19 protein-coding genes are annotated in these 16,397 nt (G+C 59.5%); 7 read left to right on the top strand and 12 right to left on the bottom strand.

What is annotated here, in order from left to right:
- The first annotated feature begins 360 nt into the window (after positions 1–360).
- Positions 361–1,206, top strand: coding sequence for an alpha/beta hydrolase (locus tag IVB42_RS31065; RefSeq protein ID WP_247393569.1), 846 nt, complete (start codon positions 361–363; stop codon positions 1,204–1,206).
- A gap of 249 nt (positions 1,207–1,455) precedes the next feature.
- Here IVB42_RS31065 and IVB42_RS31060 read toward each other — a convergent pair whose 3' ends face one another.
- Both IVB42_RS31060 and IVB42_RS31055 read right to left on the bottom strand, forming a co-directional pair.
- Positions 1,456–1,824, bottom strand: coding sequence for a response regulator (locus IVB42_RS31060; protein ID WP_247393567.1), 369 nt, complete (start codon positions 1,822–1,824; stop codon positions 1,456–1,458).
- A gap of 755 nt (positions 1,825–2,579) precedes the next feature.
- Positions 2,580–2,792 (bottom strand): hypothetical protein, encoded by a 213-nt coding sequence (locus IVB42_RS31055; RefSeq protein ID WP_247393564.1) that lies wholly within the window; start codon positions 2,790–2,792, stop codon positions 2,580–2,582.
- A gap of 332 nt (positions 2,793–3,124) precedes the next feature.
- Here IVB42_RS31055 and IVB42_RS31050 point away from each other — a divergent pair, with 332 nt between their 5' ends.
- A complete protein-coding gene (locus IVB42_RS31050; RefSeq protein ID WP_247393561.1) occupies positions 3,125–3,382 on the top strand; it encodes a PepSY domain-containing protein in 258 nt (85 codons plus the stop codon).
- 148 nt (positions 3,383–3,530) lie between these two features.
- On the opposite strand, the gene IVB42_RS31045 is transcribed toward IVB42_RS31050, so the two are convergent.
- From IVB42_RS31045 to IVB42_RS31030, 4 genes are all read right to left on the bottom strand, one after another.
- Positions 3,531–3,707 (bottom strand): hypothetical protein, encoded by a 177-nt coding sequence (locus tag IVB42_RS31045; RefSeq protein WP_247393558.1) that lies wholly within the window; start codon positions 3,705–3,707, stop codon positions 3,531–3,533.
- 176 nt (positions 3,708–3,883) lie between these two features.
- Entirely contained in the window at positions 3,884–4,120 is a 237-nt protein-coding gene (locus IVB42_RS31040; RefSeq protein ID WP_247393555.1) for a hypothetical protein, read from the bottom strand.
- Between the two features lie 181 nt (positions 4,121–4,301).
- Positions 4,302–4,454, bottom strand: coding sequence for a hypothetical protein (locus IVB42_RS31035; protein ID WP_247393552.1), 153 nt, complete (start codon positions 4,452–4,454; stop codon positions 4,302–4,304).
- A 189-nt stretch (positions 4,455–4,643) separates the two neighbouring features.
- Entirely contained in the window at positions 4,644–5,003 is a 360-nt protein-coding gene (locus IVB42_RS31030) for a helix-turn-helix domain-containing protein (RefSeq protein ID WP_247393573.1), read from the bottom strand.
- Between the two features lie 1,106 nt (positions 5,004–6,109).
- On the opposite strand from IVB42_RS31030, the gene IVB42_RS31025 reads away from it, so the two are divergent.
- The 4 genes from IVB42_RS31025 to IVB42_RS31010 all read left to right on the top strand — a co-directional run bounded on the left by IVB42_RS31025 (position 6,110) and on the right by IVB42_RS31010 (position 9,559).
- Positions 6,110–6,760: a hypothetical protein gene (locus IVB42_RS31025; RefSeq protein ID WP_247393549.1), complete on the top strand. Its 651-nt coding sequence runs from the start codon at positions 6,110–6,112 to the stop codon at positions 6,758–6,760.
- 43 nt (positions 6,761–6,803) lie between these two features.
- Positions 6,804–7,703, top strand: coding sequence for a DUF5677 domain-containing protein (locus IVB42_RS31020; protein ID WP_247471679.1), 900 nt, complete (start codon positions 6,804–6,806; stop codon positions 7,701–7,703).
- Positions 7,704–7,975: 272 nt separating this feature from the next.
- Positions 7,976–8,212: a hypothetical protein gene (locus IVB42_RS31015; RefSeq protein ID WP_247393544.1), complete on the top strand. Its 237-nt coding sequence runs from the start codon at positions 7,976–7,978 to the stop codon at positions 8,210–8,212.
- A gap of 318 nt (positions 8,213–8,530) precedes the next feature.
- Positions 8,531–9,559 carry a hypothetical protein gene (locus IVB42_RS31010; RefSeq protein WP_247393542.1) on the top strand — a complete coding sequence of 343 codons (1,029 nt, stop codon included), beginning with the start codon at positions 8,531–8,533 and terminating at the stop codon, positions 9,557–9,559.
- Between the two features lie 550 nt (positions 9,560–10,109).
- Here IVB42_RS31010 and IVB42_RS31005 read toward each other — a convergent pair.
- Positions 10,110–10,313 carry a hypothetical protein gene (locus IVB42_RS31005; protein WP_247393539.1) on the bottom strand — a complete coding sequence of 68 codons (204 nt, stop codon included), beginning with the start codon at positions 10,311–10,313 and terminating at the stop codon, positions 10,110–10,112.
- A gap of 224 nt (positions 10,314–10,537) precedes the next feature.
- Here IVB42_RS31005 and IVB42_RS31000 point away from each other — a divergent pair, with 224 nt between their 5' ends.
- On the top strand, positions 10,538–11,719 hold the full coding sequence (locus IVB42_RS31000; protein WP_247471676.1) for a hypothetical protein: 1,182 nt from the start codon (positions 10,538–10,540) through the stop codon (positions 11,717–11,719).
- Positions 11,720–12,132: 413 nt separating this feature from the next.
- On the opposite strand, the gene IVB42_RS42385 is transcribed toward IVB42_RS31000, so the two are convergent.
- The 5 genes from IVB42_RS42385 to IVB42_RS30980 all read right to left on the bottom strand — a co-directional run bounded on the left by IVB42_RS42385 (position 12,133) and on the right by IVB42_RS30980 (position 16,386).
- Positions 12,133–13,059 (bottom strand): DUF2235 domain-containing protein, encoded by a 927-nt coding sequence (locus tag IVB42_RS42385; RefSeq protein ID WP_346732238.1) that lies wholly within the window; start codon positions 13,057–13,059, stop codon positions 12,133–12,135.
- A 145-nt stretch (positions 13,060–13,204) separates the two neighbouring features.
- Entirely contained in the window at positions 13,205–13,666 is a 462-nt protein-coding gene (locus IVB42_RS42380; RefSeq protein WP_346732237.1) for a DUF2235 domain-containing protein, read from the bottom strand.
- Between the two features lie 53 nt (positions 13,667–13,719).
- On the bottom strand, positions 13,720–14,178 hold the full coding sequence (locus IVB42_RS30990; protein WP_247393530.1) for a hypothetical protein: 459 nt from the start codon (positions 14,176–14,178) through the stop codon (positions 13,720–13,722).
- Positions 14,175–15,389, bottom strand: a complete 1,215-nt coding sequence (locus IVB42_RS30985; RefSeq protein ID WP_247393528.1) for a nucleotidyltransferase — start codon at positions 15,387–15,389, stop codon at positions 14,175–14,177. The genes IVB42_RS30990 and IVB42_RS30985 overlap by 4 nt, the downstream gene beginning before the upstream one ends.
- Complete coding sequence (locus tag IVB42_RS30980; RefSeq protein WP_247471671.1) at positions 15,373–16,386, bottom strand: CBASS cGAMP-activated phospholipase; 1,014 nt, start codon at positions 16,384–16,386, stop codon at positions 15,373–15,375. Before IVB42_RS30980 ends, IVB42_RS30985 begins: the two co-directional genes overlap by 17 nt.
- Between the last annotated feature and the right edge of the window lie 11 nt (positions 16,387–16,397).

The raw sequence follows: 16,397 nt of genomic DNA, 5'->3' as shown, positions 1-16,397 counted from the left end.
AAGCACTGTACGAGACCTAGTGGCAGGTGCTGGCCTCAAGTTCGTCGATCAGGGACCGGCCGAGCTTAAGGGGCTTGCCGAGCCGATGCGCCTGTTCGCGGCGGTCACCTGAATTTAATCCGGGGTCGCCGACTGCGCCGTAAAAAGCTGAGCAGCTTTCACCCGATGTCCAATTGTGGCCCTGGCTGACCTCAAGCCCAGAGCGCGGGGATGTCCGCTTCGCGCAACTGACCCGACCAAGGTCATACTGGCTGGAGAGGGCAGCCTTTGACCTAAACGGACTCAGGGCAGTTGGTATTCTGCTCGACCCCAAAGTGATACGATTTCCGACTATCGACGGACCATGCTGGAGCTTCTTTGATGTCTTATCTACCGCCGAAGTGGCCGATCCCTGCTGATGTAAAATGGATCGAGGTCAATGGATATCCCATGGCCTATCAAGATCGTGGAGCTGGCCCGCCGCTTGTCCTGGTCCATGGATCGTTTTGTGATTATCGAATTTGGCCGGATCAGATCGAACCGTTTTCCAAACAACATCGAGTTCTGAACGTAAGCCTCAGGCACTATTTCCCTGAACTGTGGGACGGCGTGGGAAACGATTTCTCATTCGCCCAGCACGCCGACGATGTGGGCGCCTTCGTAGAAAAGCTGAATCTTGGTCCGGTCCACTTGTTGGGCGTTTCTCGCGGCGGTGCAGTTGCTATCGAAGTGGCGAAAAAATATCCTGACCTCATCCGAACCCTCATTCTGGCGGATGCAGGTGTCAGGCTTGAGCTTCCTGAAACGGAAGCGAATTTAAAGGCGACGGCCTTCCGATCAAACTTGTTTGCTGAGTTGCGGAAAGATGTAGCCAATGGAGATGTTGAGGGCGGCACGGCCCGCTTCATGCATCGCTTGGTCGGTCCGGACTTTTGGCAGAGTTTGTCAGCGGGACGGCAGAAAGAGTTTCTTCAGAATATTCGGACCGCGATCGTCGATGATCCACTTCCTCTCACCACAGACGAAGATTTGCGGAATTTCAATTTCCCCGTCCTTATGATAAATGGCGAGAAATCGCCGCCACTGTATGGTGTTTTGATCTCCGAGATGCAAAATCGGGGCAATTTCGAGCCGCCGGTCATTATTCCTTACGCGGGTCACGCAATGACCGCTGAGAACCCAAAGGCTTTCAATCAAGCTGTTTTGAAGTTTACTTCGGAGCTTTGAAAACAGCCTTTTCCGGTACACCTTGCATTTCCGTTTTTCGGTCCAATGACTGCCCGCGCCGACGAGGTGATGGAATAGAAACTGCTGCGGTGCACGAGTCCGTTCCTGGCCCATCGCTTCCGTTGGGGCGCTGTCGCTGCATGTCGGCTCACAAGGGCAGACCGGAAGTTTGCAGCCGGGCGCCAGTTCGGCGGCTTGTGACCCGACTCGGACGTCACGACCCCGCGTGCTCTTGTTGCGCCGCGCCGGTTAGGCCACAGCTTTCTCGATGGCATCCAGCAAGACCTGACATGCGAACGGCTTGCGCAAATAGGCGATGCACCCGGCGTCCATCGCCTCTTTGCGCGTGACCTCATCGTCGCTCGCGGTCATGAAGATGACCGGCCACTTCGATCCCGATGCCGCAAGTCGGCGCTGCAGCTTGAGTCCCGAAATTCCCCCGAGGTGAATGTCAAGCAGCAAGCAGGTTGCCGTCTGCACGCTGTCGCTCTCAAGCAACGCCTCGGCCGAGGGGAAGGTACGGCTCTCGATGCCGTGGTGCGCTAACAGCCGCGCCACGCTCTTCAGTAGGCCCGGATCGTCATCAACCACGATCACGACTGTCGGCTGCGCCATCATATCCGTGTCCCAGCCCCGAGGGAGAGCATATTGGGCTCCTGGGTTAAGGAAAACCCTTGATCTGGATCAACGGAATCTAGTCCGCCCTGAAAACACACGACGAACGGATCGTCGGCTTTAGAAGCACTAGAATAGGACTAGACGCGAACGCAGGAGAGTGGCTTCACGCATGTGCACTTCCGGAGATGGCCCATCGCTACCGTTGGGGCGGTGCCGCTACATGTCGGCTCAGAGCGGTAGACCGGAAGTTTGCAGCGGAGTGCTAGACTGACGCTTTTGACCCGCAGCAGTCGCTTGCGGTGCTCATTCACTTCGGATTTCAGCTCTTCGCCCATGCGGACACCCGCGCCCAAATCATTGTTCGGTCGGCCGCAAGTCGCAGCGTCTAAACCTTCGTATGTAGCTCTTTAGTCGGATTTGACGTGCACTGAGAAATCCAAATCGGTAAGCATGCGCTTGGGACATGTGGGCGGGTGCGGATGATCAGGGCAGCACGGCAAAGCTCTGAAGAGTGCCGCAAACTCGCGGCTGAATATCGAGCACTCGCCAACATTGAAGGTACGACAAAGCGGGTCGCCAACCTGCTTTTAAACGTGTCCCGAACCTACGCTGGCCTTGCCGCCACCCTCGATTTGCTTGAACAGGTCCAGAACGAGGAGGCACATCGGCTCTCGCACCAGCGTAGGTCAGATCCACCGGAACCATAGGTGTGCTATTTGTTCCGCTTCAGCCGGTAAGCCGCGTGGCCGCTCCGCCTATTCCGGCACATCCGCTCTCGGCCTTGGATGCACCCGTTCATTGACCAAAACCTCGGTCATGGCATCTCGGAGCCTGTCGCGATCGAGGATGCGGAGCAGCCGGTCGACGGTGGTCCCGGCATCGCAGTCGCGCGTGAGATAGTCGGCCAGCGCGATCATGGCGTCGTCATAGCTCTGCTCGATCTTCTCGGCGGGGGTCAGGCACGCCATGCTCAAGCAACTCCACGTAGTGGAAGCGCCAGTTGGACCGCAAAGGGCCGGCTAGCATTCGCTTCGATGAAGGCCCTCTGTGAGGGCCATCCTTGATGCGACCTCAGCTTGTCGCAAATAGTATTCTGCTGACGGCACGCCGCTATCTCCCAGGCCCGAATGCGGAATGACTCGCGAGAGCGGTATCCGTTCCGTATTTTGTGCAAAAAGACACACAGCAGATTGGTTCCGCCCAGCAGAGGCCGAACTGGGCACGGCCACTTTTTGCAGCAAACTATGAGGCAACGAATATCCGCTCGCCTCGTTGGAGGTGATCCAGATAGGAGATCACTATGCGCAAATTCGCCGCCGCTGCTTTGGCCTCGATCTTGTTAGCCCCGCCATTCGCCCATGCTGATCAGCCGGGGCCAGATTGGATGCCGATGGACCAGGTCATGGCAAAAGTTAAGCAATCTGGCTATTCGCAGGTTACGAAGCTGGAAGCCGATGATGGCCGATGGGAGGGTGAGGGCATAAAGGACGGCAAGAAGATGGATTTCCATGCCGATCCACGGACTGGTCAGATCACCTCAGAGAAGCAAGACGATTGACGCCGTGAGAAGCCGCCAACTCAGGCGGCCTTATACTCTCTTCGTGCCGGCAGCACGACAGCGGGGCTACGGTGGGGCTCGCCGCCTGGCCTGACGCCGCGCTTTCCGCATGCCTTGCAGACGAAGCGCGGCTCGAGATCGGAGAGCCTTACCTCGTCAGGCTACTGGTCGACGATATCGCGGCCCAGATGACGTTGTGGCTGGCATTGTGCAGACAGAAGACGATGAGACCACGAACGCCGGCCGCGCGCATCTCGCCCAGCGTGATCTTCACCGGGGCGCCCGCCAGGCAAGTTGCGGTTTCGTGGCGGGCAGGTTTGCGCATCCTACGATCAAAGCCGTCCGCCGCCACGCTGGCAAATTATCGATAAATAGGAGGTTTCGAGCGCTTAGCCATAACGAAGCCTGCTCGTCGACTTCAAGGATGGCGGCCCGTTTCCTCAAGCAAAATGCCAGTCTAGGTCGCGGCTGCACTGTGTCTCCTTCCGGAGGCCCGGCGGCTCAGCGGCCTCTATCGTCCTTGCCGTTGGGACTGCCATCGCCGCCACCATTGCCCCAGCCATTGTTACCGTGGTGGTGCTCATGGTGATCATGGTGGACGGCCCCCGCACCAGAGTGCGCGATCGCATCGGAAGTGAGGGAGGTCGATAGCAGTAGCGTGATGGCTGGAGGTGTCACGGCAGCGAACTTTCCGCAGGTCTTCAGAAATTCGCGGCGGTCATCGTCTTCGTCAGGCATGGCGTTCTCCCCGCGGCTGGCGGAAAGATTAAATCCCCTCAACTAAATTAAATAAAATAAACTATGTTAATGGGTCCGGTCACGAAGTGCGACCATGAGTTTCAGGCTGCCCAAGTCCCGTAGCTCCCTCATCAGAGTCGAAATCAGCATTTCGCGGCGCGAGCCCGATGTCGTAGCCTTACTAGTTTCCTGTGCCGGATTTAGCCGGGCCTTTTTCATGAAGTTCTTTTTGATCGCGGTCGCCATCTGGCTGCTGCTCAACGTGCTCTATGTTCGTCATTCCAGTGCGAAGGGGGCGCTTGCCGCCGCCTGTTGTTCGGGCAGTAGCCGCCATCAGACGGCTCATCAACGAAAGACGTCGACCCCCCTGAAGGAGGTGGACGGTGAGGTCCACCATTGGGCCTTGGCCGACTACCTAAGGCGAACTGGCATGTCCGGTCTTGAAGACACGAAGCCGCGATCATCGTGCCAGACCGTTCGCAGCGTAAGTCCGCCTTCAGACTTCGTAGGGCGCGATGGTTTTCTATTTTCCCGCCCGCGAAACGGCTCTGGATTCACCCGCTCCGCCGGAGGCGACGATGGCGCTTTGCCCGAACGGAGCATGGGTAGGCTGCGGCTCGGACAATTCCTGGCAGTACATCCGATCGATCTTGCGCTGCATGAGCGCGTAGCAATCGCATGCGACTCTCTCGAGCCGCGCCCGAGGATCATCTCTACAAATCCGCGCCGGGTCGGACGGGACGGCTCCGGCCTGGCGCAGCTTGCTCATCGTCAGAGTCACTGTCGTCCGCCGCACCCCAAGCAACTGCGCAAGCGCCTCCTGCGTCACCGGAAGAAAGTCATTGGGAACGCGGTCGTGAAGCTGCAAGAGCCATCGCGCCATGCGGCCATCCACCTGGTGCAGCGCGTTGCAAGCGGCGACGTGCTGGAGCTGCAATAACACTGCGCGGGCGTGGAGCTGCACGACCTTCCTGATGGCTGCGCTTTGCGCATCCCGAAATTTGGGCGGCGGAAATCAGTTCGGAACGGCGCCGAGCTACTGCTGGTCGTGGGTGTGGACAGAGGCGGCCAACTGAGGCGGACTTAATTCAGCTTGTGGCGGAGTTTCTGCTGTAGCCCGCGTTGATCGTTCGCATATTCCTCAGCCACTAGGCGAGCTTCAGCCGTGCGTCCGATTTGCTCAGCGCTTCGCGCGAGGTCGTCGTAGTTCTTGGCAACACTGCGAAGCGCATCTCGCGTTTCGGGATACTCGCAGTTGTCTGCCTTGGCGCGAAACTCCTCCGCGCGAGCCCGCCAGTATTTGCCGAGTGCATGCGCTCGATGCCCATGGCCAATCCCCTGATATGGTCCTTCCCGGGCAACGGGTTGTAGCGGTCCCGGCCCACTGAGGCGGTCTTACTACTCGATGCGGTTTCGATCCCAGACGTCCCTGATCTCACAGGCGAGGATTATCAATATCGTGAGCACCACGACAGGCGCGGCTAACGTTGCCATGATCGTAAGCATCTCTGCAGGTTCCCCAGCAACAATGCTCGAAACACGCAGACCGTCCTTTTGTTCCAAAAATGAAACCCGGTCCCTCGATCAACCGGGCGGCTAGGTTCGGAAACAGGCCAGCCGCCCCGTGCCATGAGAACGGAAGCCGAAAACGAATTGGCTGCAAGAGCATGCACCCGGACATCCGACATGCCAATCTGTGCGACCAAGCGTCTTCGAGAGTGTGAGCTGCCTCCTACTGCTGTTACGGCTTGATTGGGAACTCTCCGTGTTCAGATCATGCTCGCACTCCCCGGTCGTCGCGGTCATCCCTTGTTCAGAGAGGAACCTCTACGCTGCCTGCGGAGACTACAGTCAACGGGAGAAACTAGATGAAATTCAGATACGCACTTTTCGCATTGGCCGCCTTAGGTGGCTCAGTGCTTTCGCCCGGAGCCGCTTCAGCAATGCCGCTCGCCCCTTTGGGACAGTTCCAGTCCTCCAACATCGAGAATGTTGCAGTGGTTTGCGGTTCGCGCGGCTGCGTTCGCACAAGGCCTGTGTATCGGCGAGGGGCCTACGTGGTCCGCCGACCCTATGTACGTCGCGGCTACGGATACCATCGGGGCTATCGTCGGTACTGACGTTAAAAGAGGGCTTCGGCCCTCTTTTTTCTTTTCTGCTAACCCCGACCGGGCTCACGCTACGGATCGCATCGCTTGGCAAGACTGGATGAGCTTTCGTGCGCTGAACGCTGACTTTGCGTCGCTGCCCTACGTGACCGCTGGCGAACATCGCTTCGTGGTGTGCATCGTCGAAGACGGTCGCCTCTTCAACATCCTTCCGCACCGCTACCTGATCGACGAGGGCGGACGCATCGCCGATGATTGCTATTTCGGCGTGCTTTCCGATGCCGAGATCGAACTCTATCAGGCACTGAACAAGCGGCACTATGAATACCCGCAAGCTAGTCCGCTGAATAAGGAAGAGCAGACCAAATTCGATGCGATCAGAGATCGCCTGTGGCACTCATGGTTGCCGCCTGTCGAGGCCGTCCGCGAATTGACCCGCGCGGCCGTCGCGCTGCCGGACGAAAATGACGCGGCTTGGAACGTGCTGGAGGCCTGCGGAATCTCGCGTGGCGTGTCCGGGCTGCGATCTTAAAGCAGTATCATCGAATGGCGCGCTAAGCCTTGGCCCGAACATCATGACCGCAACAAAAGGACCATTCCCCGCTGTCGAGCAGGTGACCGTAGACCCGGTCGCAATTGCCGCCTTCACACGCGAATGGGACTTCATGGTCCTCGCGTCGGAGCTGTTGCGAGAGGTGACATCCTACGTCAGCGTGGCGGCATGTGTTCTCGGACCGGCACCGGCATGGACACGCGATCAGGCTGCGGTCGGCGGCAACATGGTGCGGCTTTCCAAGTTGCTCTCTGCGTTCCTCGACCAGACCGTACAGAAAAGGATGGAGACCAGCACGATCCTGAGCCGACTGGCGTTCGAGACCATCGTCAATGTCCGCTATTTGATCGCGGACTTCTCCCCAGAACTCGTTAACTCCTTCGTCCGTCATTCGCTGAAGCACGAGCGCAGGCTGCACGACACAATCCAAGCCAACATCCGAGAGCGCGGCGGAGAAGTCCTTCACATCGAGCAGCGCATGCTCAATTCTATTGATCGGGCCGCGCGGATGGCCGGTGTCATGCTCGACAGCGTTGATCTTAAGGACCGAGCACCTTGGGGCGGCAAAGACCTGCGTCGGAAGGCGGCGGCTGTCGGGTTGGAGCAGCCGTATCTGGCCGTCTTCGGAGGCATGTCCCACAACGTGCACGGCTCTTGGCACGACCCGTATCAATTCCACTTGGAAACGGATGAAGCCGGTGCGTTTACGCCGAACTTCGACTGGGGTCGGCCGCGCCCGCAGCCGCTCTTCGCGCTCGGACATCTCGCGCTCTCCGCAGTGGCAGAGTTTCTGATCTTTATTGGAGGTGAGGCCGCGTTCGATCAGTTGCGCCAACAATTGGGCGACCTCGGCACACGCATCGAGTCGGTGGACCAAGCCCACGAGAGCTACCTGTCGGGCAAGACTTGGCCCGCGATCTAACGCGCATTTGCAAAAGAATCTGTCTTTTACACCCGCTTGACACCAACGCGCCGACGCATTGATATTGTTGTGTTTTTAAGGCTCATCACTCTCCCACAAGGGGAAAGGAAGGGCTCACCAGCTCCCGACAACCCTTAGGCCACGGAGACCAAGAACTCGGCCGAAAACGGTCGGGGGTAACGTAGGTAGCGCTCTCCCGCTACCAAACTCCCGATAAATCCCTGAAATTCCTCGAACTTGCCTGATCGCTGTTGCGCATGAGGGATGTAGCAATGATACAGGCGCGCGAACCCCTCAGCAATGGCCACAAGGCCGATCGGGTTTCTAACGTTAATCCGTTAGATGGTCGACGCGGCGATCGAGTTCTCGTCGCCGCTAACGTGCTTGTGGGTCGCGTCGCTGTTAGCCTTGGGCGGGCGACCGCGCTGCGGCTGCTGCTGCCTAGCCTTGTCGGCGGCACCGTGCAGCTTGCTAACGAAGTGCCCCTTTCGGCTTCCGACGTGACGTGATCGATCAGCGCGTTCACATCGCGGCGGTCGCACAGGAACGCCCACCCGGCCGCCATGACCGCCTGTCCCACATCCCGCGGCAACGCGGTTTGCGCGACCTCGAGCGCCTGCCTCGCGGCCTCGACCGAGGCCGTATAGCCCTGCATCGGGGGCATTTAACTTCTCCTTTCGCTAGGTGATGCGGGCCTTATGGCCCGTGACCCAGATGTCTGCACCGCCGCGGCCGGTTTCAAGAGACGCTTCGTCTCTCGTCAGCTTGCCTCTTGCGGCCGGGACGTGTCTCGTTGGTCAACGCATCGACCAACGCGGAGGTGACCCATGTTTACCGAGCCTGTCCGGAGCGATGAAACGATCGCCCGATACGAGATCGACGCCACCAAGTTCCTCGGCCAATACTGCCGGGAGCACCCGGCCGACGTCTGCCACGCGCCCTATGAGAGCCGCGTAACTATGTGCGCCGACTGGTTTTTGAAGAGCGATGGCAGGTGGTCGGATAGCTATATCCGGGGTATCGCCGCCGCTCTAAGCCAGCGCGTGGAGATGTTTGTAAGGATGGATCTCATCAGCGACCACCCGGAGCCGGAAAAATCGCTGCTCTGGCGTCTGAAAAATGATCGGCCTCAGTCGATCAAGAAGGCCAAGAAGTCCAAAGAGGCCAAGGCGAAGGCGCACCAAAAGAAAGTCGCCGCCAAGAAAAAGGAGCGGAAAGCACCTCGTAAATCGATTCCGGTGCGGGAATTGCGTGCCCTCGTTCAATATTTTCGCGACCAGGCCGACGGGTTTTCGCTGTGGATCGCTGGATATATTCTGGTGGCCTCGCGTCTCGGCTGGCGGCCCGGCGAAATCGTTACGCTCCGGCGGGAGGGAAATTTCCTGCGTGCTCGCGCTGAAAAACATACCAACGGACGCGGTTTGACGGACACCTGCGAGGTCGACATCAGCGCTTACCCGAAACGGCTGATCGACCGGCTCGATCAATGGATCGCGGAAATCGAAAAATGGGAGGAGAGATATGGTGGATTGTGGCACGTTCGAAGCGCGATGAACGAGCGTCTTGCAACGGCGTCCGAGGCGGTCCGGATCGAACGGGTTTGTACCTACACTTTTCGGCATTTCGCGATCGCATGCATGAAGCGGAGCGGTTTCTCCAATTCGGAGATCGCGGTCATCGTAAATCATGCCAGCAGTCGCACGGCTACTGAAAGGTACGGCAAGGCTCGCGATGGAATTAAACGAGCGAAGAAGATCCTGCGCTTCAATCAAGAGAGATTATTATTGGAGCGTGATCCCCCGCGAAAGTCCGTCAAAGACTTGCAGCAGGAGCAATTGTTGCGGCTCCCTACATAGGATTGTTGCACCTTGGCGCTCTCCAAGCTGGGAATGATCTGACTGTTAATTCTCGTGCGGCATCTCTGGGGTACACATCGGTGGTGGCGGAACCTTAGCCGGCCTCTTTCGGGAATGCCTATTTTACGGATTTTCGGGGTGTCCGCGGTTCTTGGTCGGGAATCCCTCCCTCTCCGCCAGTTTTCAATTCCTATCCGCCACTTTCTTCCTGCAGAAAACCTTGAAAAATCGCGTTCCCGGCCTGCGTGAGTGTGCAAGTGCCGAAGCGTGTATCGCCCGAGGTAGTCCATCAAGTAGTCCACGATCACGCCGCCCGGACGACCGGCCGCAGTAGCCGCCGGCGAGGCGCGCCGACCTATGTTGTTCGCCGGCTTTCCATGTATTTCTTCCAGATCCGACCGCCCCGCGATCTTGCGGGTGACGGCATCCCGTGCGCTCCTATCCGGGTGAGGCTCGGCGTGCTGCCTAAGAGGGAGGCGCACCGCCGAGCCGCGTGGCTGGGGATCCTGGCTCAGGCCGGGTTCGGCGAATGGAGGCGACACTTGGAAGGTCACGCGTACAGCGAATTTCCGCCGAGCGAGGTCGGCTTTCCAAAGGGCGACAGCCCCGAGGAGTTTTTTGCCAACATGATGGCCTTCCTCAACGAGGCCGCGGCGAGGCTGGAGAGCCCGGCGCCGGCCCCGGTGTTCTCGCCGGCCACCATGCGCGACCTCGCCGCCATCCAGGAGGCGGTCGCCATGGAGCAGGAGGTCAAGAAGGGAGACTCAGGCCACCCCACCGTGACTGCGCGCGCCGACCTGCTCCGCAAGGACGTTTGGGATCGCTGGCGCGCCGGCGAAGGGCTGCCCCAGGTCCGCGAACCCCCTGGCGGAAGCCATCGGCAAGCTGGCGGAGGTCGCCGATCGGCAGCTCGCGCTTCTGCAGCAGGGCGCAACGATCCACCAGCCCGCCGCGATCCACTCGGCTGTTTCGGAAGTGGTGGATCGTCGCATCGTGCAGCCCGATCCACCCGCCCCACTTCCCGCACAGGCCGAGGCCGTCGGGCCGTCTCCGCTCTTCAGCCAGATCGAGGACGAATACATCACGATCCGCAAGAACGGTGGCGCGTCCGACGGCACGATCAGCACGGCACGCTGGCGCACCCATGTGTTCAAGACCCTGGTGGGCGACCGGCCCCTCAATGCGTACATGCCGATCGACCTGCAGAATTATGTCAACGAGTTGCAGTACCTGCCGCTGCAATTCTCGCAGAAAGGCGATCAGACCGCAGAACTGCTCGCGATGGGCATTCCCGCTGCGATCGCGAAGAACAAGAAGGATCGTTGCTACGAGCCCATCGCGCTGAAGACGATGCAGGATGGATACGTGCAGATCGTGCGCGCCATCATCCATGCCGCAACCGGCCTTCATCGTTTGCGTGACCCCTTCCAGGGTTTTCGTGTGCGCTGGCCGGACAATGCCAAGCCCTCGGTCAAGCGTGAGAGCATCGACTATGAGACGCTGAACCGCGTGTTCCGGCTCGGCGCGGCTCGGGCTATCTGGATGACGCCATGCTCGGTCCGTTGTGCTTGCTGTCGACGCGCCGGATCGGCATCCTGCCCTGGATCCGCGGCAGCGATTTCGGGACGAAGCACGGCGTGGACATTATCCGCCTCAACGGGATCGTGTTCGACAAGACGGACGGCATCTATCGGCGCATTCCGTACAAGACCGATGAAAGCCTTCGCTTCTTCGTTCTGCACAACGCCTTCCGCAATGGGGCTTTGTGGATGGGCGATCGAGCAGGGCGACAATTTCCTTTTTCGCTTGCTGCAGACCTGCAAGGATCCCTCCGACACCGCCTCGGATCGTATCAACAAGCTCCTGAGGCGCGGCGGCGCCGCCGGCATGAATATCGAAGTCGGCCAGTCGCTGCGGCATGGCGGCAAGGACCTGCTCATCGAGGAGGATGTCGACACCACGACGACCCGCCTTCAGATGGGCCACCGCGCGAGCGATCCTCATGCCGGTTACGGCACGCGGGCCGAGTTGCGCCGGAAGCAGTGCCAGGAGCTGGCAAATTTCGAACTGCCCAAGGAGATCGACTGGTCGATGTTCGAAGGGCTGGATTTTGAGGCGATGGCATCAAGGCCGCGACAGGTAGGGCGGCAGAAACGTTGATCGATTGTTCCGTCGTGTGGCGCTATCAATGGGCACTTCGCGGTTCGATACCTGCGTCCCCAGCCAGCCAGTCCTGCGTTTCGGCCGGCTCCCCAAGAGACGTGAGAATAGCGCGGAAATCCGGGCTTTTCGCGCATTCGGGTTTGTCTCCGGACTCCAGGTTCGCCTGTCATGGGGCGGGAATCGCCGAAAGTCTCCGGCCCTGTCGGCGGAAATTCCCGTTTTGCAGAGATTTTCGGCGGAGACTGGTTCGATCACGACTGCCGCCCGACCTTGGCAGTTGGTTTCGACCCGATCTTCGCTCGCGGCCCGGAGGAATCGGGAGTCCTTCTTTTGAGCAAGACTTTATGAGTGTTCGAGTCTCCCCCTCGGGATAAGGCAGCCAACTAAGCAACATTTGCGGAGATTACTCGCTACGCTGATTGCGCACCGGAAGCCGATGACGAGGCTAATTGAGGAGCTACCTCCTCGTTCTTTCCGGAAGGCGGTGTATTCGCTGGAGTTTCCGGCGGATAGAAGTCTTTGAAGTCTTCGTGTTTTCGAAGAGCCTCCGGTCGATAACTACCGATAGTATCGTTCGCGGGGTCAATCACAGTGTCGAGCTTGAATCGGTCCATTACCGTCGAGTGAATTTTGGCGTTCGGCAGTATCGACCGCTTGATCATTTCGTAGTTCGCATTGGCAAACAACCAACGAAACGTCTTCGGCAACCTTTCGCGCAGAGCGTCGATAGTGTCTCGTGTCCCCGCAATCTCGCTATGCTGCATGGCCGTCACGTCTGGATAAAGAAACAGCGGCGTACCTTGCGTGCCGGTTTGATTCAATTGCTTGCCGTTGACTAACACCGGGCCAAACTTGATCGGATTCTCCAGTTCGAGAATCTTCTCCAGCATCCACTGCAGTGAAATATCGGAAAGGCGTGATTCAGTTTCGGGATAGCTGCCGCCAACATCTGAATGGTTGCCGGCAAACCAACGCTGGCGAAGGTTTGTGCTCTCTTTTTGACCCCACGCAACTCTATCAAAATCTTTGCGCTTTTCGTCGATAGCGTTGGCCGATCGTGCCGCAAGCACGTACTTTGAAAGAAGACGATCGAAATTGGCGGACCGCCACTCAGCTTGATGAGAGCGGCTCTCGCCATGTGTCGGGTAGTTGTGGATTGTTTTCGTGTACTGGGCGCGCTGGCGATACAAGAACCAACAGATCGCCGACAGAACGAATGCTCCTGACACCTTCCAAGTCGAGCCTAAGTAATCGACGGTGTACCCGTACCTGTAAGCAAAGTGCGAAATAGTCGCTGCCAGGCCATAACAAATCGCCGCCGCCGGAATTGCGAACAACGTAGTAAGTCCCGCGCTGATCAGAAACCGACGAAAGCCCGTAGCGCCGAGCGCCGCGACCGTATCGTATACGCCGACGAAGTATGCTGCTGCGTTGGATCTACTCTTGTCTTCGTCCTGGCCAACGAAGTCAGAGCCATACTTCTCACGAAAGCGACGTGCCTGTTCGTCCCGCTCCGCTTTTGCGAAATCTAAGCAGTGGTTTGTCGCCGACCCTTGTAGGTACGCCACAGAGCATGATCGTGTTTGCGAGAGCGCGTACTGTGTAAGCGCCACGACTAAATCCGATCAGATAAATGCGGTCGCCCGGCTCATAGTGGTTGATAATGAACTCGTAGCAATCGGCCATGTTGCGCGTGATGCCGCGTCCCGTGACCGATTGCATCAGCTTGTCGATCTTGCGCAGAATGCTGAGCAGCCCGCTGGCGCCGATATCGGTGCCCAGCCCGGGGTCGTAAAACACCACTTGCTCTTTGGGATCGATAGCGTTGTCGGGATGCACCCGCGACGCCCGATACATTTTGTAGACATTGCTGATGCGTTGCTCGGGACGAACGCCGCCATCCTGGCCGGTACCGTCAGAAAAGATGACGATGTTCTTTGCCATTTGTTACCTGTGGTTAGAGATCACTTTGGATTCGAGACCTAAGCAAGCAATCGTCAGCAACGAAAGCTTCGACGTGATCGGCGATTGTAGGTTTCGGCTTCTCCCGGCGCTGGGTGCTCGCCGCCACCTTTCCAGTCATCGGATTCGAGCCACTCTTCGAAATAGTAAAGCCATGTCGCCGTCCACGGCACGAAGGTCTTGTCGATCCGCATGTGGGCTTCCCACTCGCCGGAACCGGGGAGGTAGAGGCACAGGCGCAGAGGATCGTGATAGACGTGCGGGAGCTTGCGGCCGCCGGCGAGCTCGGTGAGGCTTGGCGAGACCACGAACACTCGCGGCGAGTCGTCTGGACGAAAGGTGATGCAAACCTCGTACTCGCGGCTAAGCAGTGTCGGGCGAACGCGGTATGTCCACGTCAGGCCGATGGCGTTCAGCCTGCCGTGGCCGGCGCAGATGGGATTGTGCCTCAAGAACAGGTAGTGTTGCGCTGGAGTTAGCGCCGTGCCCCTCATCGCGGCGGATCTCCGAAGTGGGTGTTGCGCGGCACTTCCACGGCGCCGGCGGTGTTGGACAGCGACAGTCCGATCGCGGGTGCGACGAACAGTCTAGTCGCCGCGCGCGCCAAGGAGATCGATTCGGTGTGCGAGTCCATGACTTTGCGGATCGCGCCGTCGCCAAGGGTAGAGGAGAGGCTCTTGGTGATCACATCCACGCCCTCAAGCGTGGCAAGGTACTCGAAATCACGCAGAGCGCGGGCGTGCCAGTCAAAGAAGGCCTTGGCACGCTGGGGCTCGCTGTTCCAACGCTCGGCGAAGTTCTCGCCCTGGGTGGTCTCGTTGGGCACCGAGTAGATCGTCCGTCCGTGCACCACGGGGCGCTCGATGAAGTGCGGCATCAGGCGAATGACGTCGATCAGAACGTCCAGCTCGCTCTCGAACGCGAACGACGCGACGCAGAACTCGTAAGACTGGGCCGCCAGCGTGGTGATGATGATCGAGATCGGCGCGATGTCCGCTTCGACGTGCCGGAACATGATGTCGCGATGCCGCTTGAGCAGCTGCACGATGCGCCGGAGGATCCCCTTGCGCTTCTTGCGGTTCGGGAACGCCTCGATGTCGGCCCGGATGCCGCTATCGGCGGCGATCGACTTGGTGAACTTGAGGCGCGGCTGGAGCTGGCAACGCCGCTCGAACAGCGCCTTGTAACCGAGCGGGTTAGTCGGCTTCCATGTTTTCACTGATTTGTCGGGCACCAGCTCGCCGCCTTTGCTGCAACGGGGGTTGAGGATGGTCGGTGAGATGTCGAGGTGGAAGGCCCGCTCGTAGTTGAGGCGCCAGCACCGCTTCTTCTCCTCCAGCATCGTCCGGTACAGGACGTGTTCGCGCAGCCGGTTGCCGATGATCTGCTTCAGCACCGACGGGGAGGTAGCTTCGGTGAGGTTGTGGACCCGGCAGATGGTGTCGACATCGAAGTCTTCGCGGCCGATCGGGCGGATTGTGGTGCCAAGGGCGCTTGAGCCGTGGGCGTACAGCGAAATGTTCTTGAGGATCGGGTTGTCCGACACGCTCAACCAAGCGGCGACGGTCTCGTAGCTGATCTTGGACTGCTCGTACTGCGTGTCGGTCGGCTCGAGTCCCTGACAGATCTCCTCGAGGATCTCCCAAGTTGCGGCCTTGCGCATCTGGAAGTGGCCGAACGCGGATTGGCTATACGGCGCGTGCATGTCGGGTCTCCTCGTTCAACGCGTAGATGGGCACGAAGGGTTCTGCGCGGCTGTGCAGGAAAGCCCGTTCAAGACGGGGCCGCTCACGCCGTGCGGCAGAGGCACCCATGCCGCAGAGCTGCGTGATCTTGCTGGTGTCGTCTAACTGGAAGAAGCCGGCCGGTGCGTCGGGGCAAACACGGAAGATCGCCTCACGCTCGTACTCGTGGCCGGTCAGCAGTTTCGCCATGCCGAGCGCGCTGTGCGATTGTCCAGACACGAAGAGACGGGTCAGATTGGACATGATCGAAGCTATGCCGGGTGATTCGGGCAAGGTGTAGACTTCGTTGACGCAGCCGAGGCTCAAGATCTGCAGGCTATCGGCGGGCCACCCTAAGAGGGTGATCGCCTCGACCACAGCGACTGCGACCGGGTTGTTGCACCAGACGCCGCCGTCGAGCAGGCCCGTGTTGTCCGGCATCCGGTGCTGACGGAAGAACGTTGGCGCGGCCGCGGTCGCCATTGCGGCATCGATCGCCAGTCGCTTATAATCGGTCTTGAGACGCTGGTGGTGCGCGGTCTTGAAAATGTAGACGCTGCGATGGTGCGGATCCCAGGCCGGGATGACGAGGCGCGTCGTCGCGTCGCCGATGCGCTTATCTTGCAGCACGGTCTGCAGCTCGGCGCGCAGGTAATCGGCGTTGTGCTTCGAGCCGAACAGGCGGCGGACGCTGCGGTACGCCTTTATAATCCGGCCGCGCACGCCGTTGGTGCTGCCGAAGATCGTCGGGCCGCGGTCGACGTACAGATCGCGCAGCTCGGCAGCTGAATGTCCAAGCCCCAAACCGAGGGCGAGGATGCCGCCCGTCGAGGTGCCGGCGATCATGTCGAAGCACTGGCCGATCGGATGGCCGAGATCTTCTTCAAGCGCAGCCAGGAAGGCGGCAGGGTAGGTGCCCATGATTCCGCCGCCGTCGATGCAGAGAATGCGGCGAGTCGGCGTCGATGAATTGGGCACTGCCTCCAGCG

This window comes from Bradyrhizobium sp. 45 (assembly GCF_023073155.1).
GTDB lineage: Bacteria > Pseudomonadota > Alphaproteobacteria > Rhizobiales > Xanthobacteraceae > Bradyrhizobium > Bradyrhizobium canariense_D.
This window is presented reverse-complemented; position numbering and strand designations above follow the sequence as displayed.

Coding starts and splice junctions, on each gene's coding strand:
- IVB42_RS30990 (WP_247393530.1), bottom strand. CDS start 14,178: ATGAGGGGCACGGCGCTAACTCCAGCGCAACACTACCTGTTCTTGAGG.
- IVB42_RS31010 (WP_247393542.1), top strand. CDS start 8,531: ATGTTTACCGAGCCTGTCCGGAGCGATGAAACGATCGCCCGATACGAG.
- IVB42_RS31025 (WP_247393549.1), top strand. CDS start 6,110: ATGTTGCAGTGGTTTGCGGTTCGCGCGGCTGCGTTCGCACAAGGCCTG.
- IVB42_RS31050 (WP_247393561.1), top strand. CDS start 3,125: ATGCGCAAATTCGCCGCCGCTGCTTTGGCCTCGATCTTGTTAGCCCCG.
- IVB42_RS31015 (WP_247393544.1), top strand. CDS start 7,976: ATGATACAGGCGCGCGAACCCCTCAGCAATGGCCACAAGGCCGATCGG.
- IVB42_RS31055 (WP_247393564.1), bottom strand. CDS start 2,792: ATGGCGTGCCTGACCCCCGCCGAGAAGATCGAGCAGAGCTATGACGAC.
- IVB42_RS31065 (WP_247393569.1), top strand. CDS start 361: ATGTCTTATCTACCGCCGAAGTGGCCGATCCCTGCTGATGTAAAATGG.
- IVB42_RS31035 (WP_247393552.1), bottom strand. CDS start 4,454: ATGGCGGCTACTGCCCGAACAACAGGCGGCGGCAAGCGCCCCCTTCGC.
- IVB42_RS31045 (WP_247393558.1), bottom strand. CDS start 3,707: ATGCGCAAACCTGCCCGCCACGAAACCGCAACTTGCCTGGCGGGCGCC.
- IVB42_RS31060 (WP_247393567.1), bottom strand. CDS start 1,824: ATGATGGCGCAGCCGACAGTCGTGATCGTGGTTGATGACGATCCGGGC.
- IVB42_RS31040 (WP_247393555.1), bottom strand. CDS start 4,120: ATGCCTGACGAAGACGATGACCGCCGCGAATTTCTGAAGACCTGCGGA.
- IVB42_RS30985 (WP_247393528.1), bottom strand. CDS start 15,389: ATGCACGCGCCGTATAGCCAATCCGCGTTCGGCCACTTCCAGATGCGC.
- IVB42_RS31030 (WP_247393573.1), bottom strand. CDS start 5,003: ATGGCGCGATGGCTCTTGCAGCTTCACGACCGCGTTCCCAATGACTTT.
- IVB42_RS31020 (WP_247471679.1), top strand. CDS start 6,804: ATGACCGCAACAAAAGGACCATTCCCCGCTGTCGAGCAGGTGACCGTA.
- IVB42_RS42380 (WP_346732237.1), bottom strand. CDS start 13,666: ATGGCAAAGAACATCGTCATCTTTTCTGACGGTACCGGCCAGGATGGC.